The sequence below is a fragment of the Polynucleobacter sp. MWH-Adler-W8 genome, assembly GCF_001889925.1.
In the GTDB taxonomy this organism is placed as follows: Bacteria; Pseudomonadota; Gammaproteobacteria; order Burkholderiales; family Burkholderiaceae; genus Polynucleobacter.
In genome coordinates, this window is sequence record NZ_LZFI01000002.1 from 466861 (window position 1) to 492539 (window position 25679).

Here is a 25679-nt window from a genome sequence, read left to right on the forward strand (position 1 = left end):
ATGACACCTGCTGAATTAGACGCCTTACCCTCACCTCAATTTTGGCGACGAGTGTCTTGCTGCCTCTATGAACAGCTTGTATTGCTTGGCGTCATTGCCTTTACTTTTCTAGTCCCTAATCTGAGCTTAGGTATGCTATTTGGCATCTCATTACCCAGCTGGCTAACATTTTTATATCTCTATGCTGTACTGGGGATTTATTTTGTTTGGTACTGGACTAAATCTGGTCAAACTCTCGCCATGCAAACATGGCGGGTTCGCCTTGTTGGGCGCGGCGGTTTCAATCTCACTAAACAACAAGCCTTTTGGCGTTATGTCTATGGTTCGCTCTGGCTTATTCCTTGCATGCTATTGCAATGGGCATTTCATTTGGAGAGATGGCAAATTATTGAAATGCTATTCACTGTAGCCTTGTTAATTTGGCCACTCAGCATCTATTTAGATCGTCAGAGTTTTCTATATCGACAAAGCCTTCCAGACCGCTTCGCTGGCACACGATTGGTTGAGCTCCCCAAAAACCTCGTTACCTTGAATTAAGAGCTGCGTCTTGATTTTCTAACTCAAGCTTCTCGTAAACATTCCACTGCAGTTGCCTTCTGAATTCTTCTCTGAAAACGGTATCCAGATGCAAGGCAAGCGCTAATTCCAAATGCGACACCCATGAATAAGGCCCCTCCAAAGGCATTAAATGGAATCTCCATCACGAAATAGCCTAAAGCCCAAGCTGCAGCACCAGAGGCTACGCCTGCTAGCAACCCTGCTATCAAGCCAATCATGACTAATTCAATATTCGCAATCTGAGCTAAGGTATTTCGAGAGGCTCCCAAAGCCTTTAATAGGGCTGCATTTTTGTAACGCTCATCTTGAGTAGCTGCGATCGCTGACATTAAAACCAAGAACGCTGCTGCAATCGTAAATGCCAATAGCAAACCCAATACTGAGGAAAGCTTATTCAATATTTCCTGTATTTGTTGCAGCGAGGCTGAAACATCCACAATAGTTAAATTAGGATAGGCCTGGCTTAGATCAAAATCCAAAGATTCTTGTTTGGGCGATTGGTAGTAAGAGGTAATCCAAGATTGCGGCAATGATTGCAACTGGGCAGGCGGCATGATCACGAAAAAGTTCACGCGCATTGAACCCCAGTCAAGCTTTCGCAAGGAAGTAATTGGGGCAACAATTTTTTCTCCGGCGACCTCAAAGGTTAACTGATCGCCCAATTTCAGTTTCAAGGTTTTAGCGATGCCAGTTTCCATGGAAATCTGCGGCGCATCGCCCTCAATCCACTTACCCGTTAGGATTTGATTACCTGATGGCAATTGATCTGTATACGATAAATTGAACTCTCGATCGATTAAGCGCTTTGCATTTTCTTCTACATAGTCGTTAGGCGTGATGTCTTTGCCATTCACCTCAATCAAGCGGCCACGTACCATTGGATAAAACTGCGGAGCCGAAACGCCTGCATTCTGAAGAGACTCTGTAAGCCCCCGCTTCTGATCGCCTTGAACATTAATCATGAAGCGATTAGGCGCATCACTCGGTATATTGCCTTGCCAGGCGCTTAAGAAATCAGCTCGCAAGAGCAGTACCAATAAGAGCGCCATCAAAGCAATACCGAGCGCTGTAATTTGCACCACTGCAAGACCTGTTCTTCTGCCTTGAGCAAGAATAACAAATCCTAGAGAAAAACCTTGGGTGCGTATCCTGCAAAGAAACTTTAAGATACCCCAAGATACAGAGGCAAAAATCAGAATAGCAAGCCCAAAACTTAGGCATGTCCATAACGCTAGCTTCCAATCGCGTGCCGCAAGCATGATCAATATCACCGCCGCAGTTAATCCACATAGAGCAGTCCAAATAGTAGGGATGCCGAGGCCATCAAATTCTTTTCTAATCAATCTGATTGGGGATACCTTTACCAAACTGAACATTGCCGGGCCAGCAAAACCAAACAATAAAAACCAGGCCACCAGCACACTCCAAAGAACTGGCCCAAAAGAGACGGGGGGCAATTCTGTTAAGACTAGATTACCCAAAAGAAGAGTTAATACATATTGGCCAAGGTAACCCAAAATAGAGCCCATCAATGCGGCTATGAAGCCAAGCGCTAAAAGAGTCTGCCCTTGTTGCCTAAGGATCATGGTAGAGCTGGCTCCAAGGCATTTCAGAACAGCACAGGTATTTGCCTGTTTGCGGGTATAGCGATGAGCCGATAAGGCAATAGCAACCGCAGATACCATCGCAGTTAATAAAGCAATCAAGGAGAGAAAACGATCTGCGCGTTCAAGTGTTTTGCGCATCAAGGGTTGTGCATTCTCTAAAGTTTCAATGCGAACACCCTTAATGCTCTCGGATTCAATATATTGACTTGCCCATTCACTATAAGAATGGATTTGCTTATCAGAACCTGCCAATAACAATCGATAGGTCACCCTGCTACCAAGGCCGATGAGACCGGTCTCACTGAGATCAGCGATTGACATCATGACTCGAGGGGCAAAGTTCATGAACCCTGCCCCACGATCGAGTTCGCGCTCTAAAATTCCACCGATCACAAAGACTTTTTGACCAAGCTGAATCGAATCACCTTCCTTTGCATGCAAGCTCGCCAACATTGCAGGATCAACCCAAACAGATCCTTGGGCGGGCCCAGTACTGAATGCCTTGTCTTGGGCCTTGGATTGAACCTGCAAAGCGCCACGCAAAGGATATTGAGGGCTTACCGCCTTAAGTGAAGCGAGTTTGCTATGTGAGCCCACAGTTGCCATGCTCGGAAACACGATCGTCTGAGCTAGCTGTAGGCCCCTGCTCTTTGCCTCATCTAAAAAGAGATTGGGTAAAGGCTGGTCAGAAACGATCAGCAAGTCCGAAGCTAAGAGTTGGCGGGCATCGAATGCAAAAGCCCTTTGCATTCGATCTGCTAAAAAAGTGACACTAGATAACGCTGTTACCGAAAGAGTTAAGGCAACGAATAGCCAAGCTAACTCGCTTGAACGTAAATCACGTCTCAAACCACCCAAGAAACGAAGTAATGATTTAATCAAATTGCCTGTATTTGCCCGCCATCAATACGCATGACGGTACCAGTAATGAATGATGCATTTTGGCTGGCTAAAAATGCAGCGGCATCGCCATACTCCTTGGGATCGCCATATCTACCCATTGGAATTTGTCTTAAGCTAGCTTTAACAACATCTTCATAGCTGGTGCCTTCCCGCTTTGCGCGCGCTTCATCTAACTGACGCAGACGAGCAGTTGCAATTCTTCCGGGCATGATGACGTTAACAGTGATGCCTTCAGCAGCTACTTCTGCAGCCAATGTTTTAGACCACGCCAGCAATGCCGCGCGTAAGGTATTGGAAATGGCTAGATTTTTAATCGGCGCAATTGCGCCTGAAGTGGTGCTGGTAATAATGCGGCCCCACTTGCGCTCGCGCATGCCGGGCAATACACGATCTGTAATGGCAATGAGCGATAAAACCATATCGTTAAAACTCTTTTGCCAGAGCGCGGGATCTTGACCGGCTGCTGGTGTTGGCGGTGGTCCACCAGTGTTATTAATCAGAATATCGATGGGGCCAAGCTCCTGCTCCACTTTTGATACCAAGCTATCAATCACAGAAGAATCGGATAGATCCCAATTCAGTGCCAAAGCCTGTCCGCCTGCCGCCTCTATCAATCTTACGGATTCACTCAAACCCTCAGCATTTCTACCGGTAACGGCTACCTTTACGCCCTCTTTAGCCAATGACACAGCCATTGCCTGACCCAAGCCACGGCTAGACGCCATGACCAATCCAACCTTACCTTTTAATCCTAAGTCCATCTCGTCTCCAAAAACTGATTTTTATATTTTTAATCTAACTGCAATTTCTGCTTGGCAACTACCTCTTTGTAAACGGTGTACTCGGCTTTAATTTCTTTTGTAAACGCCTCAGAACCATTCACATTGATGATTGAGCCAGTATCTTCAATACGCTTCTTAACCGCAGGATCGGTCACTACTTTTTGTAAAGCAGCCGTATATTTATCTACGATATCTTTTGGCATTCCTGCAGGTCCCAATAGACCGTAATAAGCCATCCGATTAACTGGCGCTAAACCCACTTCAGCAAAAGTAGGTACATTCGGTAATTGAGCCAAGCGCTTAGGTGCAGCCACCACAATCGGCACTAGCTTACCGTCTTTAATGAAAGGTAAGGACGATGGCAAGTTGTCAAAGATCATCGAAACCTGACCGCCCACTGTATCGGCCAATGCGGGACCAGCTCCACGATAAGGAATGTGCACAATAAATACCCCAGTCAAACTCTTAAAAAGTTCAGTTTGAAGGTGGCCAATACCACCAGTGCCAGAGCTAGAATAAGAATATTTTCCAGGGTTAGCCTTCAAAACCTGCATAAAAGTTTTGAAATCCTTTGCCGGGAATGATGGATTTACTGCAACGATATTTGGTGTCGCAGCAATATTGCTGATGGCCGTGAAGTCCGTAACAGGATCGTAGCCAATCTTTGGATTAATCGCTGGATTGGCTGCTGTGGTGGAAACGGTAGCCATACCAATGGTGTAACCATCTTTTGGTGAGCGCATCACTTCCAACGCGCCAATAGAACCACCGCCGCCCGCTTTATTCTCGACAATCACCGGTTGACCTAACTGACGACCCAAAGCATCACCAACGGCTCGTGCAATGATGTCTGTACTTCCACCGGGTGCAAATGGAACAATTAAGCGAATAGGCTTATTAGGGAAAGTTTCTGCTTGGACCGCAGTAAGTGAACTTACGGCAATCAGTAATGTTGCGCCAACGATTTTGATCATACTTACTGGAGTGGATTTCATAAAGTTACTGACCTAAAGGTTTTGGTAAATTACCGGCGTATTTATAAAGTTGCGCCTCGTACTCCTGGAAAATCTGAGCCAGTGCTTCTTGCAGGCCCAATACCAGTGCTTCAGGGGTATTGTCTTTGAGGGCTACGCGCTTGGTATATCGGTTTGCACCAATCAAGGGATTTACTTTGCCGGCGCTAGTAGCGCTCAAGAAAAACTCAACACTCACTACCGCCTCTGGCTGCTTACGATAATCCCCATAGAATTCCTCTACAGTTGCTTGTAAATAATAGTAAGGAAAGAGGCTGTTACTTTGACCTACCGTTGAGGAGAAAATATTCGCCTTATTCATCCACTGGCGCTCAGCATTGCCAATCATTTCAGCAGGAATAGTTGTGTAGACGTTATAAAAATCCTTTTCATAACGTTGATCGCCAGTACGGTAGACCAAAGATCTGCCATCAAAGGGTGGCGTAACCGATACAGAACCCATCTTCAACCAAATATCTGTGCGAGCTTGACGCGGTGCCGCAGTTCTATCTGGGGACACCATCCAGGTAGTCGGCCCTACTGGTGGCCTCGTGGGAAAGGTACATGAGGCCAACCCTAAGATGGCAAAGGTAAATAAAATACGCTTCATCATTTCTGAGCTCCAGACTGACCTGCGCTACTAGTGGGTGTAATTTTCTTTGGCGGATCACTCCAGATTAGGCTTGATGGCGATTGGCTGGCAATACGGCTAAATTCGTTTAAGTTTTCGCTTGCCTGCTTAATATTTTCTATCGTCAAAACAGTATCGCCTTGAACACTAGTAATAGTCTGACGCAAGGAAGTAGTAGCCGCCACCAACTCACGCATCAGAACCCCGATCTCTTCTTTATCGGTTGCTTTATTAATGCGAGCCATGATGACGTTCAACTGCTTAACAGACTCAATGACGCCTTCATTACCTTTGCCGTCGCCTGCCATCAGCACATTGAGATTGCCTAGCAAGGCATCCAATTTTTTCTGGGTGCCATCGATATTCATATCGTTGAGAGCGCCAATCAGCCTTTGAATACCCGAAATAATTTCATCCGCTTGATTCGGTAGAGATGGAATAACTGAGTATGTAGGCTTCCAAGAATAAGGAAGTGGCGGAGTAAGAGAGGCATTTGCGACAAAATCAAACTCGATATAGTTCACCCCAGTAATACCCATTGACTTTACGCGAGCACGTAGATTATTTTTTACAAACTCACTAATTTGATCTTCATTTACTTTGTCACCAAAAATTTGCATTCTGACAACAACATACTGGCGACGATCATGAAAAGGCAAATCTTTTTCGTAGATATCACCGGATAGGCCGATCGATGTGACCTGACCAATCTTGACTCCGCGAAACCGCACAGCCGCCCCAGCGTCTAAGCCAGTTACAGACTGCTTGATATAGGTTTCGACCATAAATGATTTTTGGAAGAATTTACCTCCGCCAAAAATGAGGATCACAGCAATCAGTACACCAATTGCGGCGAGCACAAAGGCGCCTAAGCGAAAATAATTGGGATTTGAGTTATTACTCATGCTGCGTCCTTGCTCATAATACGATTGAAGAATTGATGCACCCGTGGATCTTTACTGGTATCGCGCAATACTTTTGGATCTCCCTCAGCTATGATTCCCTTAGCACCTTTATCCAACATGATTACTTTGTCAGCAATGGCATAGATGCTAGCAAGCTCATGGGATACGATGACAAAGGTGATGCCTAGGTTTTTCGATAAATCCTGGATCGTGCTATCGAGATCGGCCGACGTAATAGGATCCAAGCCAGCAGATGGCTCATCTAAGAATAATATTTTGGGGTCCAGTGCCATGGCGCGAGCGATCGCCGCCCTCTTTTGCATGCCTCCACTAATTTCACTGGGCATATAAGACTCATAAGGCAACAGACCGACTAAATCCAACTTGCAGCGCGCCAGTAAATCCATTTGCGCTTGTATTAGCTGGGTATATTCCTGCATAAACAAAGTCACGTTATCGAGCAGGTTCATGGAACCAAACAATGCGCCTTGTTGATACATCACACCAAAGCTTGTCATGATCTTCTGGCGCTCAGCTCCAGCAGCAGTGGTAATGTTTTGCCCTTCAATCAGAACATCGCCAGACAAAGGCTGATAAAGACCAAACAAGTTTTTTAACAAACTGGATTTGCCACAACCTGAACCACCCAAAATTACAAAAATTTCTCCATAATTCACTTTGAAATTCAGATTTTGCATCAGGACGTTAGAGCCATAACCTACAGTGAGGTTTTGAACATCAATTGCGCATTGTGATTTATTTGGCGTGTCCATCAGAAACCTGTCTTATAGGAAATGAAGGCAAAAATACCATCAACTAGCACAATCAAAACAATACTACTAACGACTGCTCTTGTAGCTGAAATACCAACTGCAGCCGCACCATTTCCCGTTTGCATGCCACGCAAGCAACCAACCGCTGAAACAACCACGCCAAAAAGCGTCGATTTAATTAAACCTGAGCCAATATCTTCAATGTCTACAGCCGATAGCATGCCGTTGTAGAAGTTAATAAAAGGAATCCCATAGATCAACATCGTCAACATTGAGGAAAAAATACTGACGATGTCAGCAAACAAAGTCAAAATAGGCGCAACCAAAATACCGGCCAGAACACGTGGCACAACTAAAAAACGAATTGGACTTAAGCCGCCAGATACCAGCGCATCTACCTCGCTATTGACAGTCATCGTGCCAATCTCGGCAGCAAAGGCTGCTGAGGAACGCCCTGCTAACAAAATGGCGGTAATTAATGGGCCCATTTCTCGCACAATACCCAAAGCCGCCAACGGGCCGACAAAAGATACGGCGCCAAACTGCTGCATGCCAATAGCAGCCTGAAAAGACAGGATGACGCCAATCAAAAACGCGACTAGCCCAACGATAGGTAATGCTGCAATACCTGCTTGCACAGCAGCGTTCACAAAATCACCCCAGCGCACTTGCTTGGGATAACGAATAGACCAAGCTAAATCAGCTACCAGATGTCCGGTAAATGAAATTAATCCAACAGCATCATCAATTAAATTTTGGGTTGCCATTCCTGTGCTGACCACAAAACTTCTTTTGGGCTTTACAACTGGAACTGGAAATAAATTGCCGATCGGATTGAATTCAGTTAGCAAAGGTTCATAGCGAGGATCTAAACCAACGACATTAAACTTTGCACCCGCTGTTGTTTGCGCCTCTTCAATCCCAATCAGAAATGCGATACCAGCCCCATCTAAAAAAGTGACTTTGCTTGCATCGAAAGTTAGGGACTTGCTTTTGCCATCACCCTGCTTGAGCCACACATCTTGAGAATCGCGGATTTGAGTCCAAACACCGCCCAAGGAATAGACATTCACATTGCCACTCATTAGCACTTTGGCGTTATTGGCATCCACCTGAGACCAAATGGCCACTGAGGCATCAGAAACGGCAGAAATGGTGTCAGAAGTGCTCATAAGCAGACTATAAGGTATCTCTGTGAAAGATCTGAGAAAAGCCTAAAAAGAGAAAGGGCCCAGTCTTTCAACTAGGCCCTCTTAAAGGTTGGTGCGGCTGGCAGGAATTGAACCCACGACCCCTTGGTTCGTAGCCAATGTACTTGAGTGACACTTTATCTATATTAATCAATGACTAACAAGTAGTAATTTGCATAATAGAATTGGCGCTCAGGGGCTCGTAACCCCTTGTTTCTATTGGTTTGCTACTTGTTCTATTATGCAGATTTAGAGCACTTTTTATGCAAGCCTTCCCTCTGCTTTAGTGCATTTAAATTGGTAATAAGAATTAGCCCTTTCCTTCAGACTCACACTCGGCGTTAGACACGCATGGAATACATCAGGCGGCTTTTAAATTCAAAGCAGACAATCACACTGCCTAAGCCCAATCGGCAGAGTCCGACCCAAAGCAGACTATCAAAGAAAAACCACCCGAATGAACTGACCCCAGGGGTCAGTTCATGTAGTGGTCTTTATATTAGTAGCAGAAGAAGTCCAACTTATTCAAATAATTAAACTATTTTGCAAATGCAGCTGAAGATTTCATTTTGCTAGTTTCATTTTCATCAGCCCCAGTCTTGTTAATCGAGGAAATTGCTGGTTGATTAATTGGCCGAATTTGTTTTACCGTGAGATCCTTCCCCGACTGAGGATCAACTCCAACAAGCGAACTGCCGTTAGAGGCAAGTGCTTTTGCTTCCGGAGAAACTATGAGACCTTTGTTAACAAAAATGTTACGAATCCTAGGATCAACTTCTGCCAATACCTCTAAAGATGCACTCCTCAATAAAGCCGCTCCTTCAGGATCGCTGGGGCCAAGTGCTGAGGCTGCTTGCTGTATTCGCTCAAAACTGCGAAGCATTAAACAGCCGTTATCGATTACCGGACCGCCAGCACCAAAAGAAAAACCAATTCCACCAACACCGGCTTGAGCAGTTGCACCACAATAATCCGAGCTAAATGAGCCTGAAAAACCACCCAACATTGCTGCGCCGGTAGTCCTAGCAGTATATGAGCCGGAATAAGCAACAGCTCCACTCGAATATGCATTGGTCGTAGTGCTAAAGCTATTACTTAAGGCCTGCGTCCCCAAAGATGAATTCGCAGTCCCAGAGGCTGTCCCGACTGTGCTTGCAGTTTGACTAACTGCATGATGTGCAATCAACAAACAAAAAAGGGCAAAAAGATACCTAAGCATTAATCCGTAAGGAATACTGGGCACAACAATTGATAATTTGGCTTAATTTGGTGCAATTGGGGCAGTGTTAGTTACAACGCCAATAGAGACAATCTTAGCTGGATATAAACCCTTCAGAGAATGAAGACCAGACGCATTAGTAGATACAGTGGTTGTGTTAACGGCTGCAGCTGCAGTACATGGGCTCGTGCAGTTGCTGGTATCAGATTGAGCGGAACCAATACTACCGGCAATTGGCGTACGACCGGCGTAGGCGATACCAAGACCCCCAGCTACCGCTGTACCCCCACCAGAAGCGGAAGTGACTACAGTATTTTGCACTACAGCAGACTTTACATTTGCAGGGCCTCCATAACCACCACCAGCAAAAGCAAGTACGGGAAAAAGTATTGCAGCAGCAACACAATATTTGGATATCTTAGACATGTTTTTCCTTAGGTTTATTTATATCAAATATTAGCTTTAGGGCTACTAGATTTAGGGCTAATGAGATTAATATATATATATAAAAACTAAGGTCAATTTAATTTTTAGGATCAAGCGGTCGGTTTTTTAAGCGGTTTAGCCATGAAGGGTAGCCGAATAAGGCTACTAAGGCTAATACTGGGAACAATTACTAAATTTGAATCAAGCGGTCGGTTTTGAGAGAAAGTGACTATGGCAAGTAAGCAAAAAGTATCCAAACCCCTACATAAATCAAACTCTCCTGTTGCTAGAACAGGTCAAGGCACCACGCTTAAAAAGCGTCTACTAAATGCCACAAAAGAAGACCTTATCAAAGGCAGAGAGAAGATTTTGATGGCGGCTCGGGCCTGCTTTGCCAAACAAGGCTTTGCTGGCACCTCCATGAAAGATATTCAATTGGCCGCAGACTGTTCCCGTGGAAACTTGTATCACCACTTCAAAGCCAAAGAAGAAATTGTTCAACTTATTACTGAGCAGAACCTAGGTCGATTCAGTGATCGTATCGAGACCATTCTCAAAGAATCCGATGTGCGTGATTTGAGCTTATTAGAGATCATTGAAGAGTTAGTCAGTTTTGCCGAAGAAATTACCAAAGGTCCCGGTAAGGGGATTGCGTTTCATGTATGGTCAATGTCGATGGTTGAACCTGAGGTACGTAAAACCATGTTGATCTACTTTGAACAGATTCGTAGCGGCTTAGAGCAAAAAATTATTCTCTTAATGAAAAAAGGCAAGATGAAAAAGAATAAAAATACTCAACAGTTATCCGTAGCCCTCTTTGGATTGGCCATACCCGGCTTTACTGTACAAAGCGTATTCATGGATGAAAAAGCAATTGATTCCGCTCAATATTCCGAATCATTAAATTTGTTATTTAAGAGTAGACCATAAAGTTTCGACAGGCCGTTATTGGCCGTTCTCTGCCGGTCAGAACCCATAAAAAACTTTATTCGAAAGACTGCTGTAGATACAAAAGCGGCCATATGTAGTCGTGATGCAATTAAAAATAACAAAAATAATCACCAAAGCATGGGACTTAATTCTTGGGAGATTGAAGAAAATAATTGTGGGAAATTTAAAATGCAGATTAATTCTATTATGCAAGCCAATTAAAGCAAGATTAATAGAGGGGTCATATTCTATATGGCTCTGCAGGCGGTAAATTAGGCAATAGAGACCTAAAAAGTGGATTCTATTATGCAAAATTCATTCTATTATGCAAATAGAAAGGGCCTCCCTGACGGGAGACCCTTATGTAGTATGGTGCGGCTGGCAGGAATTGAACCCACGACCCCTTGGTTCGTAGCCAAGTACTCTATCCAGCTGAGCTACAGCCGCAACAGCCATAATTATGCCATGGAAGAGAAGAACTACATCACCCCCGCTGGTCACGAACGCATTAAGACCGAGCTCCTTCAGCTCTTAAACCTTGATAGACCGGAGGTTGTCAAGGTTGTGCACTGGGCTGCCAGCAATGGCGATCGATCTGAAAATGGGGACTATATCTACGGGAAAAAGCGTTTAAGGGAGATAGATAGACGCATCCGCTTCCTTAATAAACGCCTAGAATTTGCCGTGGTTGTCGATAATTCTGCTCGAAAATCAGGAGAAAATGACTCTGAGCAGGTGTTCTTTGGGGCTACTGTGACCTACGCAACCCTGGAAGGACCCGAAGCCAACAAGAAGACCTTCATCACAATTGTGGGCGTTGATGAGGTTGACCTCGATAAAGGGCATGTCAGTTGGGTCTCACCTATAGCCAAGGCCTTAATCAAGTCTCGGATCGGAGACTGTGTTTTTATACAAACACCCACCGGCCCCGCTGAAATTGAAATCTTAGACGTTCAATACTTATAGGGCTCAAACGGCGCGAGTACGGGTTACGCGCATGACATCGGGATTGGCACGTAAACTGCGCATCACCTTAGAAAGATGCAATCGGTCATAAACTTGGATCGTAAAGCGAATAGTTACCGAGTCTTCTTTGAAGCGATCTTCCATGGATACATTCATGATGTTGGAGTCTGCTGAAGTAACACTACTCGCCACTCTAGCCAAAACACCTTTGCCCTGACGCGTATCGATCGCTAGATCCAATTCAAACTCGCGATTCAGCTCTTTGCCCCACTCGACCTCGACCCACTTATCACTATCCTTAGAGAGCATGCGCAATGCCACCGGACAATCGTTGGTGTGAACTTGCAATCCTTCGCCCTTGCCAAGGTAACCAATGATGTTGTCGCCTGGTATAGGATGGCAGCAAGTTTGGAAATGAATCGAATTGCCCTCGCGTCCATCGACCAAGATGGCTTGGCGTTGATGATGTTGGCTTGGCTCTTGATTAGGTGCGACCCAATCAGCAACGCCTAAACGCATTTGCTCAGCCCCGCCCTCATCATCAATCAAAATTTTCAGACGAATAGCTAACTCCTGGGGAGAGCGTCTGCCTAAAGCAATATTGACACATGCTTCTTCGCGGGTTTTATCACCCGTCCAATGCGTTAGCTTTTCCCAAATTTCTGGGCTTAACAGGGCTGCATCAACACCTTGCTGACGTAAAGCATTTGCCAAAAGACGCTCGCCAAGTTGAAGTGATTCAGAATAATGTTTTGTTTTAAGGGAATGTCGTATGGAGGCACGTGCTTTTCCGGTACGCACAAATGCCAACCAACCTGGATTAGGTTGTGAGCTTGCTGAAGTAATGACTTCAACAATGTCACTATTCTTAAGCTCACTACGCAAGGGCAATTGCAGGCCGTTGATTTTGACAGCTACGCAGGTATTACCCAGATCACTATGGATAGAGTAAGCAAAATCTAGAGCAGTTGCGCCCCTTGGTAAGGCCCTAATCTGCCCAGTGGGGGTAAACACATAAACCGCATCTGGGAACAAGTCAATTTTGACATGTTCTAAAAATTCTTGAGAGTCACCGCTGCTATCCTGAATATCAATCAAGGACTGCAGCCATTGGTGGGCCCTGTTTTGCACCTCACTCATATCAGGGGAGCCGTCTTTATAAGCCCAATGCGCAGCTACTCCAGCTTCAGCTACCGCATGCATTTCCGTTGTACGAATCTGAAACTCTACCGGCACACCAGATGGACCCAATAAAGTCGTATGTAAGGATTGATAGCCATTTAATTTAGGAATAGCAATGTAATCCTTAAACTTACCGGGCATGGGCTTATATAGCGCATGCAAGATACCAAGAGCGCGATAGCATTCATCAATCGAATTCACCGTTACGCGGAATGCATAAACATCCAATACTTGTGAAAAGCTTAGATGCTTCGAGCGCATCTTGTGATAAATACTAAAGAGGGTCTTTTCACGACCGCGTAGGTCAACCTCTAAATTGGCTTTAGCAAAGGCCATGCGTGATGCCTGCAAAATCTTCTCAACCATTTCCTTGCGGTTGCCGCGCGCACGCTTAACAGCCCCCTCAATGACTCGGAAACGCATGGGCATGGAGTATCGGAAGCTGAGATCTTGTAGATCACGGTAAATGATGTTCAACCCAAGACGATGGGCGATTGGTGCGTAGATTTCAATTGTTTCAGCGGCTACACGACGGCGCTTCTCCATGGGTACAGCATCCAGGGTGCGCATATTGTGGGTGCGGTCAGCAAGCTTGACCAAGATGACACGAACGTCACGCGCCATGGCCATAAACATCTTGCGAAAGCTCTCTGCTTGCGCCTCCGCATGACTTTGAAATTCTAATTTATCGAGTTTGGTTAAGCCCTCAACTAACTCTGCCACCTTATTGCCAAACTTTTCAACCAAATCTGCTTTAGTACAGCCGGTATCTTCAATCACATCATGCATCAATGCGGCCATGATGGATGGCGCATCCAAGCGCCACGTTGCACATAGTTCAGCCACAGCAACTGGATGGGTAATGTAAGGTTCGCCGCTATGACGGTATTGACCTAGATGAGCAGCATCAGAAAACTGAAATGCCTTTTTAACCTGTGCAATTTCTTCAGGCTTGAGATAGGAAAGCTTAGACAGCAATCCCTCAATAGAAACTACTTGATGTTTGAGCGGAAGTATCGGCGCAGATGTCGGGCCGAACAAATGACGACTCGATTGCGCCAATAAACTCGCAATGATGGATTTTTTACCACTTTGAATTGGTGTGTCGGAAATCTTATCCAACAACTGTGCTTGATTAGGATCAAGCGAAGCATCCTTAGGCGAGATGCTTCCTACTTTTTCCGATGTATTGGCTAGTCCTAAAGGGAGCTCCACACCGGAACTCCTTACTTAGAGGGGTACTTTGGTCAACATGTCACGGTCAGTCACACCAGCAGCTACTTCACGTAATGCAACTACGGTAGCTTTATCTCTGGACTCAACGCGTGGGGAGTGACCTTGTACTAATTGGCGAGCACGATATGTCGCAGCCAAAACCAGTTCAAAACGGTTTGGAATAGTTTTAAGGCAATCTTCTACAGTAATACGTGCCATGCTGGACTCACTTAATTTAGCTTCAATACCTATAGGATAACTGATTAGACCCCGAGGCGCTTCAAAAGTGCTGGATTTCTGGCCATACTGGGGCCAGAGCGCAGACGGCTGGAAGCCAATATGTGCTTTAAATCAACCAAAGCCTGGTCGAAAGAATCGTTCACCACGATGTAATCTGCCTCATGAGCATGCAAAAGCTCTACATGGGCAGCTGCCAAGCGACGTTGAATCGTTGTTTCATCGTCCTGACCACGCTTACGTAGGCGCTCTTCTAAAGCCTCTATGGATGGCGGGAAGATAAAGATCCACTGCACTGAGGGAATTAACTTTCGAATTTGTTGAGCGCCCTGCCAATCAATCTCCAGCATGACGTCACTACCCGCTTGCATTTGAGATTCAATCCAAGGCTTTGAAGTCCCATAAAAATGACCATGGACTTCTGCCCACTCTAAAAAATGTCCCTGATCACGTTCTTGCAGAAAATCTTCTTTTGCCAGAAAGCGGTAATCCTTGCCATCTACTTCACCAGGTCGTGGAGTGCGCGTAGTGGTTGATAAAGATAACTTCAATCCGGCCTCCTCCTTAAGTAAGGCATTAACTAAGGAGGATTTTCCGGCGCCTGAGGGCGCAACAATCATCAACATGCTGCCTTGATAAGATGGTGTCGGTGTAGAGGTAGTCATAAATCAATAGTATGGATTACTCGAGGTTTTGAACTTGCTCACGCATTTGCTCGATGAACAGCTTGAGCTCCAAAGCCGCTTGTGTGCACTCTTCTGATACCGATTTAGAACTCAAGGTATTAGCTTCGCGATTCAACTCTTGCATCAAAAAATCCAAGCGCTTACCAACAGGACCTTTGCCTGCAAGTGCGTTATCTACTGCCTGAAGATGGGTCTTTAAGCGCGCAAACTCTTCGGCTATATCGATGCGCACTGCATAGAGCACAACCTCTTGACGAATGCGCTCCATCAGTTCAGCACCTGCCTTGGCTTGCTCTTGAGCAGCTAGCGCTTCAGCGAGACGCTCTGTAAGCTTTTCTTGGTACTGAGCTACATATTCAGGAACTTTGGGCTCAATTACTTTAACGATGTCGCGCATCTTGCCAGTGATACTGGTAAGTACGCCAACCAAGGCCTTACCTTCGGCGTGACGACTCTCCATGAGGGCCGCTAGGGCTGCACGCCCAGCCTCGACAGTGGCAGTAATCCAACTATCCTCTTCGCCGCGAGGCTCGGAAACAATGCCTGGCCAACGCAACACTTCAGCAATACTCAATTCTTGTGCTTTTGGAAAAGCTTCTTGGGCTTTCTCTTGAAGGGTATAAAGGGCATCAAGACGATCTCGACTAATCGCACCTAGGGCATGGGGATTACTTTTGGCAGCACCTGCTGCGGCACTATTGACTCGCCATGCCGCTCTAAATTCGACTTTTCCGCGCGATAGGCTTTGGGTAGACAGCTCTCGCAAGGCAGGCTCTGCCCCACGACACTCGTCCGGAAGACGAAATCCTAGATCTAGAAAGCGGCTGTTAACAGCCCGACATTCCACCTGCAGATCAGCAACTACACCAGCTCCTAGGGAGACTTGGCGAGAAGCGCTGCCATAACCAGTCATGCTCGATATCATATGGACATTGTAGATTCATTATTGAACTAGACCCGATCCAGACCCTAACCCCACAGGACCCCCTTTCCATGAGCACAGCAAACCCAGCCAATATTGCCCGCCCTAGCGGCCGTAAGCCCACCGATTTGCGCCCAGTAACCATCTCTAGAGCCTTTACTAAGCATGCTGAAGGATCAGTATTGATCGCCTTTGGGGATACCAAGGTTCTGTGTACGGCCAGCATCCTCGAAAAAGTGCCTCCACATAAGAAAGGCTCTGGCGAAGGTTGGGTTACTGCTGAATATGGCATGCTGCCCCGCTCCACCCATACCCGTAGTGATCGTGAGGCGGCCCGCGGCAAACAATCAGGCCGTACCCAAGAAATCCAACGCCTCATTGGTCGTGCCATGCGTAGCGTCTTTGATTTAAAAGTATTGGGCGAAAGAACTATTCACCTCGATTGCGACGTACTGCAGGCTGATGGCGGAACACGTACTGCATCTATTACCGGCGCCTATGTTGCGGCTCGTGATGCAGTAAACCAACTTCTTAAAAGTGGCGCCCTAAGCAAGGACCCCATTATCGATAGCGTTGCCGCAATTTCTGTTGGCATTTATCAAGGCGTTCCAGTGCTGGACTTGGATTACCCAGAAGACTCTTCATGCGATACCGATATGAATGTGGTCATGACGGGCAAAGGCGGAATGATTGAAGTTCAAGGCACAGCAGAAGGTGCCGCTTTCTCAAGGGTGGAACTCAATGCACTCCTGGATCTGGCCGAGCATGGTATTCAAGAACTCACCCAAATGCAAAGCGATGCATTGAAATAAAGATCGACATGCAAAAGCTCGTTCTCGCATCCAATAATACCGGCAAGGTCAAAGAGTTTCAGGCGCTATTGGCGCCCTTAAACTTTCAAGTGATTCCCCAGGGTGAATTAGGCATACCTTCTGCAGAAGAGCCTCACTTCACCTTTGTTGAAAATGCTCTTGCTAAGGCAAGGCATGCAAGCGCTGCGTCAGGCTTACCGGCATTAGCTGATGACTCCGGAATTTGTGCTCATGCTCTAAATGGCCAGCCTGGCGTTTTATCGGCTCGCTTTGCGGGTGAGCAAGGTGATGATGCTGCGAACAATCGAAAACTCATTCAAGATTTAAAAGATCAGGCAGATCGAGGCGCGCATTATGTGTGCGCATTGGTTTTCGTAAATAGCGCAAATGATCCTGAACCCATCATTGTTCAAGCACGTTGGTATGGGCAAATTATTGATCATGCATCTGGTAACAATGGTTTTGGGTATGACCCCCACTTCTTTTTGCCCGAGCAACAATGTACTGCTGCTGAGCTAGAGCCAGAAAAAAAGAATTCAATCAGTCATCGCGGTCAATCACTACGTGAACTGATTGCACAACTCAAAAGCCGTGCTTAATTCAAGCCTCACCAAAGTAACGTTGACTGCATTGCCTCCATTGGCTTTGTATATTCACTTTCCTTGGTGTGAAAAGAAATGTCCCTATTGCGATTTCAATTCACATCAAATTAAAGAGGGTATTAGTAAGGCTGGGTTTGACGAACAGCGTTATATCAATGCACTAATTGCTGACCTAGAAACCGAACTTCCTAATATTTGGGGGCGTCAAGTCCACAGCATCTTTATTGGTGGCGGAACGCCAAGCCTGCTATCTGCCGAAGGCATGGATCAACTGCTTTGTGCCGTTCGTGCTCGAGTGAACCTTGAGCCCGATGCTGAAATTACGATGGAGGCAAATCCAGGATCCATTGAGGCCGATAAATTTGCAGGATTTGCAAAGGCAGGCATTAATCGAGTGTCGATCGGAATTCAGAGCTTTCAGGATGAGCAGCTCAAAGCCTTGGGTCGCATACACAATGGCGAGGAAGCCAAGCGTGCAATAGCAATTGCCCTGAAACACTTCAAATCTGTCAACCTAGATTTAATGTATGGCCTCCCTAAACAAACTCTGGAGTTGGCCAAGGCGGATATTGAGACCGCCCTTTCTTTTAAAACGCCTCATCTGTCTTTTTACAATCTCACCTTAGAACCTAATACCTACTTTGCAAACTTTCCCCCTCAATTGCCTAGCGATGATGAAGTGGATGCCATTTTTGAACAGAATTTAGATTTACTCACCAAGGCAGGCTACGTACGTTATGAAGTCTCTGCCTACGCGCAGAAAAACCAAGAGTGCAAACACAATCTGAACTACTGGCGCTTTGGTGATTACATTGGCATTGGCGCAGGCGCTCATGGAAAGATCTCTTTTCCAGACAAAATTACTCGCCAAGTAAGGGAACGTCATCCAGAAAGTTATATGCAAGCAATGGAAGCTAAAGGTAATGCGTTAATTGAATCCAGGGTTCTTGAAGCCAAGGATCTGCCTTTCGAATTCATGCTCAATACCCTAAGACTGACAGATGGCGTTGCTACCAATACTTTCAGCGAGAGAACTGGTCTGCCTTTAAACGTGATTAGCAAGGGCTTAGCTGAAGCTAGTAATAAGCAATTGCTAGATCAGAATCCCAGCCAGCTGAAAGCCACTCCATTAGGTATGCGCTACCTCAATAATCTTCAAGAGCTGTTTTTGGATTAAACCGTTTTAGCTGCTGTGCGTTGAGCGCTAGCTACCTGTCCAAATAGGTGGCTCACCCTTTAGGAATGAAGCAACTCCGTTTTGGAAATCATTGCTGCCATAGGTTTCACTAATGAGGTCACTACAGTCGGGCAGATTATTTTTAATTAATCTTGCCAATACTAGCTTGCTAGATTTTTGCGTAATGGGAGCTAACTTACTCAGTCGCTCTGCGAGATTGACGGCCTCTTGACCTAGCTGCTCTTGTTCGTATGTTGCTAAAAGATATCCTTGTTGGAGCAACTCTTTTGCAGTAATCATTTCCGCAAGAAGCAGCATACGTTTAACAATGTTGATTCCTAAATGAGCAACTAACCAAGCAACATTTGCAGCAGATAAACAGTTACCAAGTGTTTTGGCTATAGGTACGCCAAACTTTGCATCAGGAGTTGAGATTCGGAAATCACAGCAACTGGCTATTGCTAATCCGCCCCCAACAGCCATAGCATCGATCACGGCAATTGTTGAGATGGGCAAGGTGGCAAGCGGACCTAGATAATCATCAATACCCTCTTCATAGCGAATCCCATCTTGACCATCTTTAAAGCTAGCAAATTGCGCTATATCGCTACCGGATATAAAAGACTTGCCGCCAGCACCGCGCAAGATGGCTACACGTATCTTGGGATTCTTGGCAATATCTTCACAGATTGACTTCAGGCTTTGATACATCCCTACTGTCATTGCATTGCGAGCTGCTACATGATCAAAATTTATGTAGGCAATGTTACCCTGCGTCTCTAAAACGACTTGAGCAACATTACCTCCTTTTCCGGAATCACTCATAGGGAGTTTATTCAGCCTTAATATTCAGACTCTTTACTAAACGCTGGTATTTAGCCAGTTCGCCAGCCAAGAACAAACTAAATGCAGCAGGTGTTGCTGGCCCCTCAGGCTGTAAGCCCTGAGAATCAAGTGTCTTTTTAATTTGTGGATCAGCCATGGCGGCTTTAACAGCTTGGTCAATCTTGTTCACTACTGCTGGATCCATACCCTTTGGACCCATAATGGAGTACCAGTTGGTGACGTCAAATCCTGTAATGCCCACTTCGTTAAACGTAGGTACGTTAGGAAGAATAGATAATCGTTTTGGAGTGGAGATTGCCAAAGCCTTCAAGCTGCCGTCTTTAATTTGCTGCAAGTTCGGTGGCAAGGTATCAAAGTTCATCGTAATTTGACCACCTAGCAAATCAATGATGGCCTGACCGCTACCCTTATAGGGCACATGGTTTAACTGAATGCCGGCAATCTTGGCAAACAAAGCGCCTGCTAAGTGTTGAGTACTGCCAATACCAGACGAACCATAAGTCATCTGACCTGGATTTGCTTTTGCAAGGGAAATCAATTGTGATACTGAGTTCACAGGCAATGAAGCCTTTACTACTAAAACGTTAGGAACATATCCCAAATAAGTAATAGGTGTGAAATCCGTTGCAGGATTGTATTGAACGTTAGTAAGAACAAATGGTGCAATCGCATTGGAATTGGAGTGCCCTACCAGCAAGGTGTAGCCATCAGGATTTGCTTTGGAAACTTGATCGGCTGCAATAGTGCCCGCTGCACCTGATTTATTTTCCACAATCACGCTTTGACCGAGAATTTCACCCATTTTTGGAGCAAGGGCTCGAGCAACAATATCAGTGCCGCCACCAGGTGCAAAACCCACAATCAGTCGGATTGGTTTTGTAGGGTAAGACTGCTGACCTAAAGCAAAGAAAGAACTCGTGGCTAGCGTAATTGCGAGCAAACTACGAACAGCCCACTGAGGCGATTTAAGCAACATAAAGTCTCCAAAATTGTTTTTATTGTGTTTGATACTATTAGAGGCTAATTCTAAACATATAAGAAGCAACGAGACAATGACGAAAACACCTAGAAATGACGCTTTAAATAGCGTGCGAGATGGATCAAGGCCATTACCGCTCTCAGGAGTCCGTGTGCTTGACGTCAGCCAGGTTATGGCTGGTCCTTACTGCTGCATGCTGTTGGCGGACTTAGGTGCGGATGTCATCAAAATCGAGCCTCCTGGAACAGGGGATCAGACGCGCGGCGCAATGGGATTCAAGATGAAGGGCTCAGACAGCATGGGCTTTCTGAACATGAACCGCAATAAACGCAGTCTCACCCTAAATCTCAAAACTGAGGCTGGTAAGAAAGTGTTTTTCGAGCTGGTCAAGACTGCAGATATTTTGGTGGAGAACTACCGACCTGGCGTTATGAAAAAACTAGGAATCGATTACGCCTCTTTAAAAGATATCAATCCTAGTTTGGTCTATGCCAGTATTTCTGGGTTTGGCCAAACTGGTCCGTGGGCAGATCGCCCTGGTTTTGATCTCATGGCTCAGGCAATGTCTGGCGTCATGAGCGTTACAGGCTATCCAGATGGTCCTCCAGTTAAAGCTGGCGTTCCGGTAGCTGATATTGGCTGCGCACTTTTTGCGGTATACGGAATATTGTCGGCATACATCGGCAAAACTAAAACGGGTGAAGGTCAGTTTATTGATGCGTCACTCTTTGATTCTGCCTTGGCATTCTCCATTTGGGATACCGCTCAATACTGGGGTACCGGAGTTGAACCTTATAAGCTTGGCACGGCCAATCATATGAGCGCCCCCTACCAAGCCATGAAAGCTGCTGATGGGTATTTTGTGATGGGTGCAACCAATCAAAAACTGTGGAAGTTGCTATGCGACAAGATTGAGCGTCCTGAATTATTTGAAGATGCCCGCTTCAAAACAAATCCACTGCGCTTAGCCAATCGCTTGGAGCTGGCTTCTGAGCTTGAGAAAACGTTTGTCTCCAAAACTGCGGATGAATGGGTAGACACCTTATTGACCGCAGGCATCCCTGCAGGCCCCATCAATACCTATCCAGAAGCATTCGATAGTGAGCATGGCCGTCATCGTAAGATGCGGATGGAAATTGATCATCCTATTGAAGGCAAGGTACCCAATATTGGTTTTGCCGTCAAAATGAATGGCACGCCACAACAGGTGTATCGCCACCCTCCTCTATTGGGTGAACATACGAGCGAGCTTCTTGCCGAGCTTGGTATTGCGGGTGATGAACTGAAGTCTCTTGAAGCGGGTGGCGCTTTTGCGCCCTAGTTTGCAGCTTAATAAAAATAATGATTAAGTAAAAAGATAATTAAATAGGACTCCGCAGAGTCCTATTTAATTTTAGAGAAGCCTAATCACCATGGTTGCTCTGGTTACTCGCCACCAGTAATAGCCATCTCCTGTGCCGCAAATGGATCTTTGGCTGGAGCAGCTGGCTTAGGAGCGGCCTTACCTTTAGTGCCTGGCATGAGTTCAAAATCAGGGACAAAGACCGTCAAGGTGCTTCTGAGTTGATCGAATGATTTGCGATCACCATCAAACCTCACCTTACCTTCAGCCAGCAACTTTTCAAAAGTTGTTTGTCCACCCATCACCTGCTCGAGATCACTGCGATTTAAGGTGATAGTGAGATTTGGGTTCTTGGCCTGCTGACCTTTAATGTTGGTCAAAGCAGAATTACTCATCTCAATTACAAATTTTTCACCATTGTCTGGTGTAGAAAGATTAATTACAAAGTTCATGTCTGCTGCTTTCTTGCTGTCCATACTGATAGCCAAAGCATTGAGCCAGAGTTCGGTTGTCATACCCTTAATCATGTCTGGGCCATTAGACTTTGGCGAGGCTCCTGTAGGCATACCATGACGTAGCTCGTAAGCAGCCCCCAAGAAGCTATTGCGCATACTTGGGCTTTCTTTTTGGTAGCCAATCTGCTCAAAAATATCTGCCAGTAAGTCCTTGGCGGCCGTATTGTTCGGTTGCGCATAAACTAACTTGTTAACGATTTCCATCGCTTCACGGTATTTACCCTGCTTATAAAGCTCTTTACCCTTGGCCATGATCTTGGCTGAGCCACCCATCATCTCTACATAAAGTGGTGCCGAATCTTTTGGCGATAGTGGCGCTAATGTTGCTGGATTAGCGTCCCAATAACCTAGATAACGATTTATCACGGCACGACTATTGTGTTCTTCGGAACCGTGATAGCTATGAGCAGCCCACTGCCTCTTCAAGCTCTCAGGCTGCTTGTAAACGTTCTGGATTTCATTAATAGTGACGCCATTGTTTGCTAAATGGAGCACTTCGTTATGAAGATGAGCATAACTATCTCGTTGGGTACGCATCACCTCTTGTATACGCTCATTACCCCAGCGTGGCCAGGTATGCGATGCAAACATGACCTCACTCTCAGTGCCATAACGATATAAAGCGTTGTTAATGTTCTTGGACCATGCCAGTGAGTCGCGAACTAAGGCGCCGCGTAAGGTGTATATGTTATGAATGGTGCCGGTGATATTTTCTGCTGCCCAGAAGGCTTTAAATTGTGGGAAGTAGGTATTCATCTCCGCAGGAGCTTCAGTGCCTGGAGTATTTTGGAATTCCATTTCCACGCCATCAACCGTCATTTTTTCATACGGTTGGTTGATATAGACGTTAGGCTCAATCAGACCTAAATTACCAGCAGCAGTATTTTTACCAATGGATTGGTCGACATGACCAAATGGGCTGCGAGGCAATAACACACCGTACTGGAAATACATTCTGCGGGTCATAGCATTGCCTGCGTAGACGTTTTCAGCAATCGCATGATCCATAAAACCAGCTGGCGCAATGACCTTGACTTTGCCGCTCTTCACGTCTGCCTCATCAACTACGCCTCTCACACCACCAAAATGATCACCATGTGAATGCGAATACACCACCGCTACAACTGGACGCTTACCAAGCTTTTCATTTACAAGCTCTAGTGCAGCACGAGCTGTTTCTTTAGCAGTTAACGGATCGAACACAATCCAGCCAGTATTCGTTTTGATAAAGCTAATGTTTGCTAAGTCAAAGCCGCGTACTTGATAAATTTTTCCAGGCACAACTTCATATAAGCCGTAGCCCATGTTGAGAATCGCCTGACGCTGCAATGAAGGGTGCACACTATCAAAGTCTTTCCCCTGCAGGAGGAATTCATAGCTACCCATATCCCAAGCAACATTGCCGGCATCTGCCATGATTGTTTTATATGGCGGGGCTGCTATGAAGCCTTTTTTAGATTCCTCAAAATCACGCTGATCTTCGAAAGGCAGCGTCTTACGCAATCCATTTTGTAGCTCAATCGTATAGCTTGATGGCGCCTTACCTTTTGGATCGAAATGCTTCCCCTGCAGTGCACCAGGATCTGCAACCACACCACCACCCCCTACCGCCATTACAAACCCAGAACTCATTAATACAACTGCAATAGAAAATTGTGAGAGTTTGATTTTCATAAAAGCCTAAAGTAAGTTTATTTAGATTACTTCAATGATATGTTTGAGCTAATCAATGGCAATTAGCCTTATAGCTAATATCCAAGTTCATCCAGGATATTAAATTGCATAGACTGCAACAGTAGGTAAGCCTACAAAAAAAGTGGCTCCTTTGTCAGGGAATGACTCAAACCAGATAGATCCACCATGCCTCATCACAATATGCTTACACAACCAAAGACCAATTCCCATACCGGAACCCTTGGTAGTTGAAAGTAGCTCAAACATGTGTGCCTGCACATTTTCATCAATTCCTGAGCCTGTGTCTGCGATCGATATTTGAACGCCAGCACTAGTGTGCTCGCCTCGAATCGTGATTGATTTATTTAAATTTTCAATCGACTTCAATGCATCAATTGCGTTGTTCATTAAATTCAATAGGACTTGTTGAAGTTCTCCCTTATTAGCAGTGATAAGCAAGTTTTTATCTAACTTGAGAACCATCTGAATATTCTGCTTAACAATTTCTGGGCGGGCAATGGTGAGTACTAAATTAATTAATTCAGTAAGGTCAACTTTGGCAGATGCCATCTTTTCATCAGCGAATACCGATCTAAGGGAGCGGATAATACTTGCTGCACGCTGATTGTCTGCCAACAAAGAATCCAATACTTCTCTCTGTAAGTTAGGATTCAATTCTCCTTCCGATAGCTTCTTTTGCAAAAATTGAATATTCAGACTAGAGGCGCCCAAGGGCTGATTAAGCTCATGTGCAATGGAAGCTGACAAAGCCCCAGTGCTGGCGGTCTTATTGGCCTTTAATAGAGAGGCAATCAAGAGCTCTCGTTCCTGTAAATGGGCTTTAGTAGCTTCACTTTCATTCGCTGTTTTGATATTCGCAATAGTAATTTGCTCGGCCCAGTATCCCCCGATCGCAATATATGACAAGGTATTCATCACGAGCTGGGAAATGGTAAACAGAATCAGCAGTTGTGGGATCTGATCAACTTGACGAATGGTAAAGGCCGAGGCAACCATGATGACGAATCGCCCCATAGCAAAAAACATTTCAGCAAAATTGGCATATTGCATATAAACCAATTGCTTAGACGGGGAAGATTTTTTCTTCTTGCCTAGCTCATAGATTTGCCAGCAATAAAAAAGGCTAGCAAGTCCTGCCATTACTGCAGTACGACTTTCAAAAGATCCATACAGACGCATGGAATCAAATACGGCAATAAAAATGAGAACCGAAACTGAGGCAGCTATCTTTACTCGTTTAGAAACTTCATGATTGAGAGACTGACAAAATAAAGCTTGCAACATCGTTGCTACATAGAAGAAGGTATTGGCTACCGTGAAATTAAATTCTGGATTTGCAATATTTTGGATGGTAATAATTCCCGTACCAAAAATAAATAAGCCCACCACATTCACTAGCAGGGATGACATCCAATACAAACTAGGTCTCAGGAGGTTCTGAGAGCGGTAATAGTGATAGATTCCAAAAAATAGGCCCATCTGAATGACGGCCAGAATAAAGAAGTAGATAGAAATGAGCAGCTTCATATTTGCTATGGTACATCCACTGAATTGATTCGCTAAAAT

The 25679-nt window shown here is 45.4% G+C and carries 24 protein-coding genes and 1 tRNA gene; 7 read left to right on the forward strand and 18 right to left on the reverse strand.

Annotation, left to right across the window (positions count from 1 at the left end; translation table 11 throughout):
* Positions 1–537, forward strand: a complete 537-nt coding sequence (locus AOC28_RS03170) for an RDD family protein (protein ID WP_072582504.1) — start codon at positions 1–3, stop codon at positions 535–537.
* 23 nt (positions 538–560) lie between these two features.
* On the opposite strand, the gene AOC28_RS03175 is transcribed toward AOC28_RS03170, so the two are convergent.
* The 9 genes from AOC28_RS03175 to AOC28_RS03215 form a co-directional block, all read right to left on the reverse strand.
* Positions 561–3047: an FtsX-like permease family protein gene (locus AOC28_RS03175; protein ID WP_072582505.1), complete on the reverse strand. Its 2487-nt coding sequence runs from the start codon at positions 3045–3047 to the stop codon at positions 561–563.
* Positions 3044–3829: an SDR family oxidoreductase gene (locus AOC28_RS03180; protein ID WP_072582506.1), complete on the reverse strand. Its 786-nt coding sequence runs from the start codon at positions 3827–3829 to the stop codon at positions 3044–3046. The genes AOC28_RS03175 and AOC28_RS03180 overlap by 4 nt, the downstream gene beginning before the upstream one ends.
* A 29-nt stretch (positions 3830–3858) precedes the next feature.
* Positions 3859–4824, reverse strand: coding sequence for a tripartite tricarboxylate transporter substrate binding protein BugE (locus AOC28_RS03185; RefSeq protein ID WP_192846847.1), 966 nt, complete (start codon positions 4822–4824; stop codon positions 3859–3861).
* 25 nt (positions 4825–4849) lie between these two features.
* Positions 4850–5476 (reverse strand): ABC-type transport auxiliary lipoprotein family protein, encoded by a 627-nt coding sequence (locus tag AOC28_RS03190; RefSeq protein WP_072582507.1) that lies wholly within the window; start codon positions 5474–5476, stop codon positions 4850–4852.
* Positions 5473–6399: an MlaD family protein gene (locus tag AOC28_RS03195; protein ID WP_072582508.1), complete on the reverse strand. Its 927-nt coding sequence runs from the start codon at positions 6397–6399 to the stop codon at positions 5473–5475. The genes AOC28_RS03190 and AOC28_RS03195 overlap by 4 nt, the downstream gene beginning before the upstream one ends.
* A complete protein-coding gene (locus tag AOC28_RS03200) occupies positions 6396–7172 on the reverse strand; it encodes an ATP-binding cassette domain-containing protein (RefSeq protein WP_072582509.1) in 777 nt (258 codons plus the stop codon). The genes AOC28_RS03195 and AOC28_RS03200 overlap by 4 nt, the downstream gene beginning before the upstream one ends.
* Positions 7172–8344, reverse strand: coding sequence for an ABC transporter permease (locus AOC28_RS03205; RefSeq protein ID WP_083564208.1), 1173 nt, complete (start codon positions 8342–8344; stop codon positions 7172–7174). Before AOC28_RS03205 ends, AOC28_RS03200 begins: the two co-directional genes overlap by 1 nt.
* Before the next feature lie 556 nt (positions 8345–8900).
* Complete coding sequence (locus AOC28_RS03210) at positions 8901–9551, reverse strand: hypothetical protein (RefSeq protein WP_072582510.1); 651 nt, start codon at positions 9549–9551, stop codon at positions 8901–8903.
* A gap of 72 nt (positions 9552–9623) precedes the next feature.
* The gene (locus tag AOC28_RS03215; RefSeq protein ID WP_072582511.1) at positions 9624–10007 is read right to left on the reverse strand and encodes a hypothetical protein; all 384 of its coding nucleotides are present in this window, start codon (positions 10005–10007) and stop codon (positions 9624–9626) included.
* A 231-nt stretch (positions 10008–10238) separates the two neighbouring features.
* On the opposite strand from AOC28_RS03215, the gene AOC28_RS03220 reads away from it, so the two are divergent.
* Positions 10239–10937 (forward strand): TetR/AcrR family transcriptional regulator, encoded by a 699-nt coding sequence (locus tag AOC28_RS03220; RefSeq protein ID WP_072582512.1) that lies wholly within the window; start codon positions 10239–10241, stop codon positions 10935–10937.
* Between the two features lie 370 nt (positions 10938–11307).
* Here the strand turns inward: AOC28_RS03220 and AOC28_RS03230 are convergent.
* Positions 11308–11384: transfer RNA gene (locus AOC28_RS03230), tRNA-Arg, on the reverse strand.
* Between the two features lie 18 nt (positions 11385–11402).
* Here AOC28_RS03230 and greB point away from each other — a divergent pair.
* Positions 11403–11903 carry a transcription elongation factor GreB gene (gene greB / locus AOC28_RS03235; RefSeq protein WP_072582514.1) on the forward strand — a complete coding sequence of 167 codons (501 nt, stop codon included), beginning with the start codon at positions 11403–11405 and terminating at the stop codon, positions 11901–11903.
* A gap of 3 nt (positions 11904–11906) precedes the next feature.
* Here the strand turns inward: greB and AOC28_RS03240 are convergent, their stop codons facing one another.
* The 4 genes from AOC28_RS03240 to AOC28_RS03255 form a co-directional block, all read right to left on the reverse strand.
* A complete protein-coding gene (locus AOC28_RS03240; RefSeq protein WP_237767727.1) occupies positions 11907–14210 on the reverse strand; it encodes a bifunctional (p)ppGpp synthetase/guanosine-3',5'-bis(diphosphate) 3'-pyrophosphohydrolase in 2304 nt (767 codons plus the stop codon).
* A 105-nt stretch (positions 14211–14315) separates the two neighbouring features.
* Positions 14316–14519, reverse strand: a complete 204-nt coding sequence (rpoZ, locus tag AOC28_RS03245; RefSeq protein WP_011902918.1) for a DNA-directed RNA polymerase subunit omega — start codon at positions 14517–14519, stop codon at positions 14316–14318.
* A 44-nt stretch (positions 14520–14563) separates the two neighbouring features.
* Positions 14564–15202, reverse strand: a complete 639-nt coding sequence (gmk, locus tag AOC28_RS03250) for a guanylate kinase (protein ID WP_072582516.1) — start codon at positions 15200–15202, stop codon at positions 14564–14566.
* Between the two features lie 16 nt (positions 15203–15218).
* A complete protein-coding gene (locus AOC28_RS03255; RefSeq protein ID WP_072582517.1) occupies positions 15219–16148 on the reverse strand; it encodes a YicC/YloC family endoribonuclease in 930 nt (309 codons plus the stop codon).
* Between the two features lie 68 nt (positions 16149–16216).
* On the opposite strand from AOC28_RS03255, the gene rph reads away from it, so the two are divergent.
* The 3 genes from rph to hemW are packed head-to-tail and all read left to right on the forward strand — an operon-like array spanning position 16217 to position 18736.
* Entirely contained in the window at positions 16217–16957 is a 741-nt protein-coding gene (rph, locus tag AOC28_RS03260; protein WP_072582518.1) for a ribonuclease PH, read from the forward strand.
* 8 nt (positions 16958–16965) lie between these two features.
* Entirely contained in the window at positions 16966–17556 is a 591-nt protein-coding gene (gene rdgB, locus AOC28_RS03265) for an RdgB/HAM1 family non-canonical purine NTP pyrophosphatase (protein ID WP_072582519.1), read from the forward strand.
* Positions 17549–18736, forward strand: coding sequence for a radical SAM family heme chaperone HemW (gene hemW / locus AOC28_RS03270; protein WP_083564209.1), 1188 nt, complete (start codon positions 17549–17551; stop codon positions 18734–18736). Before rdgB ends, hemW begins: the two co-directional genes overlap by 8 nt.
* 27 nt (positions 18737–18763) lie before the next feature.
* Here the strand turns inward: hemW and AOC28_RS03275 are convergent, their stop codons facing one another.
* Complete coding sequence (locus AOC28_RS03275; RefSeq protein WP_072582521.1) at positions 18764–19561, reverse strand: enoyl-CoA hydratase/isomerase family protein; 798 nt, start codon at positions 19559–19561, stop codon at positions 18764–18766.
* 7 nt (positions 19562–19568) lie between these two features.
* On the reverse strand, positions 19569–20558 hold the full coding sequence (locus AOC28_RS03280; protein ID WP_072582522.1) for a tripartite tricarboxylate transporter substrate binding protein: 990 nt from the start codon (positions 20556–20558) through the stop codon (positions 19569–19571).
* 76 nt (positions 20559–20634) lie between these two features.
* Between AOC28_RS03280 and AOC28_RS03285 the strand changes: the two genes are divergently transcribed.
* Positions 20635–21882 carry a CoA transferase gene (locus AOC28_RS03285; protein ID WP_072582523.1) on the forward strand — a complete coding sequence of 416 codons (1248 nt, stop codon included), beginning with the start codon at positions 20635–20637 and terminating at the stop codon, positions 21880–21882.
* 104 nt (positions 21883–21986) lie between these two features.
* On the opposite strand, the gene AOC28_RS03290 is transcribed toward AOC28_RS03285, so the two are convergent.
* Positions 21987–24092 carry an alkyl sulfatase dimerization domain-containing protein gene (locus AOC28_RS03290; protein ID WP_072582524.1) on the reverse strand — a complete coding sequence of 702 codons (2106 nt, stop codon included), beginning with the start codon at positions 24090–24092 and terminating at the stop codon, positions 21987–21989.
* Between the two features lie 99 nt (positions 24093–24191).
* Complete coding sequence (locus AOC28_RS03295; protein ID WP_072582570.1) at positions 24192–25640, reverse strand: HAMP domain-containing sensor histidine kinase; 1449 nt, start codon at positions 25638–25640, stop codon at positions 24192–24194.
* Positions 25641–25679 lie beyond the last annotated feature (39 nt).

Excerpts from the sequence above, each read along its gene's own strand:
- AOC28_RS03295 (WP_072582570.1), bottom strand. The coding sequence starts at position 25,640 with ATGAAGCTGCTCATTTCTATCTACTTCTTTATTCTGGCCGTCATTCAG.
- AOC28_RS03255 (WP_072582517.1), bottom strand. The coding sequence starts at position 16,148 with ATGATATCGAGCATGACTGGTTATGGCAGCGCTTCTCGCCAAGTCTCC.
- AOC28_RS03190 (WP_072582507.1), bottom strand. The coding sequence starts at position 5,476 with ATGATGAAGCGTATTTTATTTACCTTTGCCATCTTAGGGTTGGCCTCA.
- rpoZ (WP_011902918.1), bottom strand. The coding sequence starts at position 14,519 with ATGGCACGTATTACTGTAGAAGATTGCCTTAAAACTATTCCAAACCGT.
- AOC28_RS03285 (WP_072582523.1), top strand. The coding sequence starts at position 20,635 with ATGACGAAAACACCTAGAAATGACGCTTTAAATAGCGTGCGAGATGGA.
- AOC28_RS03220 (WP_072582512.1), top strand. The coding sequence starts at position 10,239 with ATGGCAAGTAAGCAAAAAGTATCCAAACCCCTACATAAATCAAACTCT.
- AOC28_RS03195 (WP_072582508.1), bottom strand. The coding sequence starts at position 6,399 with ATGAGTAATAACTCAAATCCCAATTATTTTCGCTTAGGCGCCTTTGTG.
- greB (WP_072582514.1), top strand. The coding sequence starts at position 11,403 with ATGGAAGAGAAGAACTACATCACCCCCGCTGGTCACGAACGCATTAAG.
- rdgB (WP_072582519.1), top strand. The coding sequence starts at position 16,966 with ATGCAAAAGCTCGTTCTCGCATCCAATAATACCGGCAAGGTCAAAGAG.
- AOC28_RS03200 (WP_072582509.1), bottom strand. The coding sequence starts at position 7,172 with ATGGACACGCCAAATAAATCACAATGCGCAATTGATGTTCAAAACCTC.
- AOC28_RS03275 (WP_072582521.1), bottom strand. The coding sequence starts at position 19,561 with ATGAGTGATTCCGGAAAAGGAGGTAATGTTGCTCAAGTCGTTTTAGAG.
- AOC28_RS03170 (WP_072582504.1), top strand. The coding sequence starts at position 1 with ATGACACCTGCTGAATTAGACGCCTTACCCTCACCTCAATTTTGGCGA.
- rph (WP_072582518.1), top strand. The coding sequence starts at position 16,217 with ATGAGCACAGCAAACCCAGCCAATATTGCCCGCCCTAGCGGCCGTAAG.
- AOC28_RS03290 (WP_072582524.1), bottom strand. The coding sequence starts at position 24,092 with ATGAAAATCAAACTCTCACAATTTTCTATTGCAGTTGTATTAATGAGT.
- AOC28_RS03180 (WP_072582506.1), bottom strand. The coding sequence starts at position 3,829 with ATGGACTTAGGATTAAAAGGTAAGGTTGGATTGGTCATGGCGTCTAGC.
- AOC28_RS03215 (WP_072582511.1), bottom strand. The coding sequence starts at position 10,007 with ATGTCTAAGATATCCAAATATTGTGTTGCTGCTGCAATACTTTTTCCC.
- AOC28_RS03185 (WP_192846847.1), bottom strand. The coding sequence starts at position 4,824 with ATGATCAAAATCGTTGGCGCAACATTACTGATTGCCGTAAGTTCACTT.
- gmk (WP_072582516.1), bottom strand. The coding sequence starts at position 15,202 with ATGACTACCTCTACACCGACACCATCTTATCAAGGCAGCATGTTGATG.
- AOC28_RS03280 (WP_072582522.1), bottom strand. The coding sequence starts at position 20,558 with ATGTTGCTTAAATCGCCTCAGTGGGCTGTTCGTAGTTTGCTCGCAATT.
- AOC28_RS03205 (WP_083564208.1), bottom strand. The coding sequence starts at position 8,344 with ATGAGCACTTCTGACACCATTTCTGCCGTTTCTGATGCCTCAGTGGCC.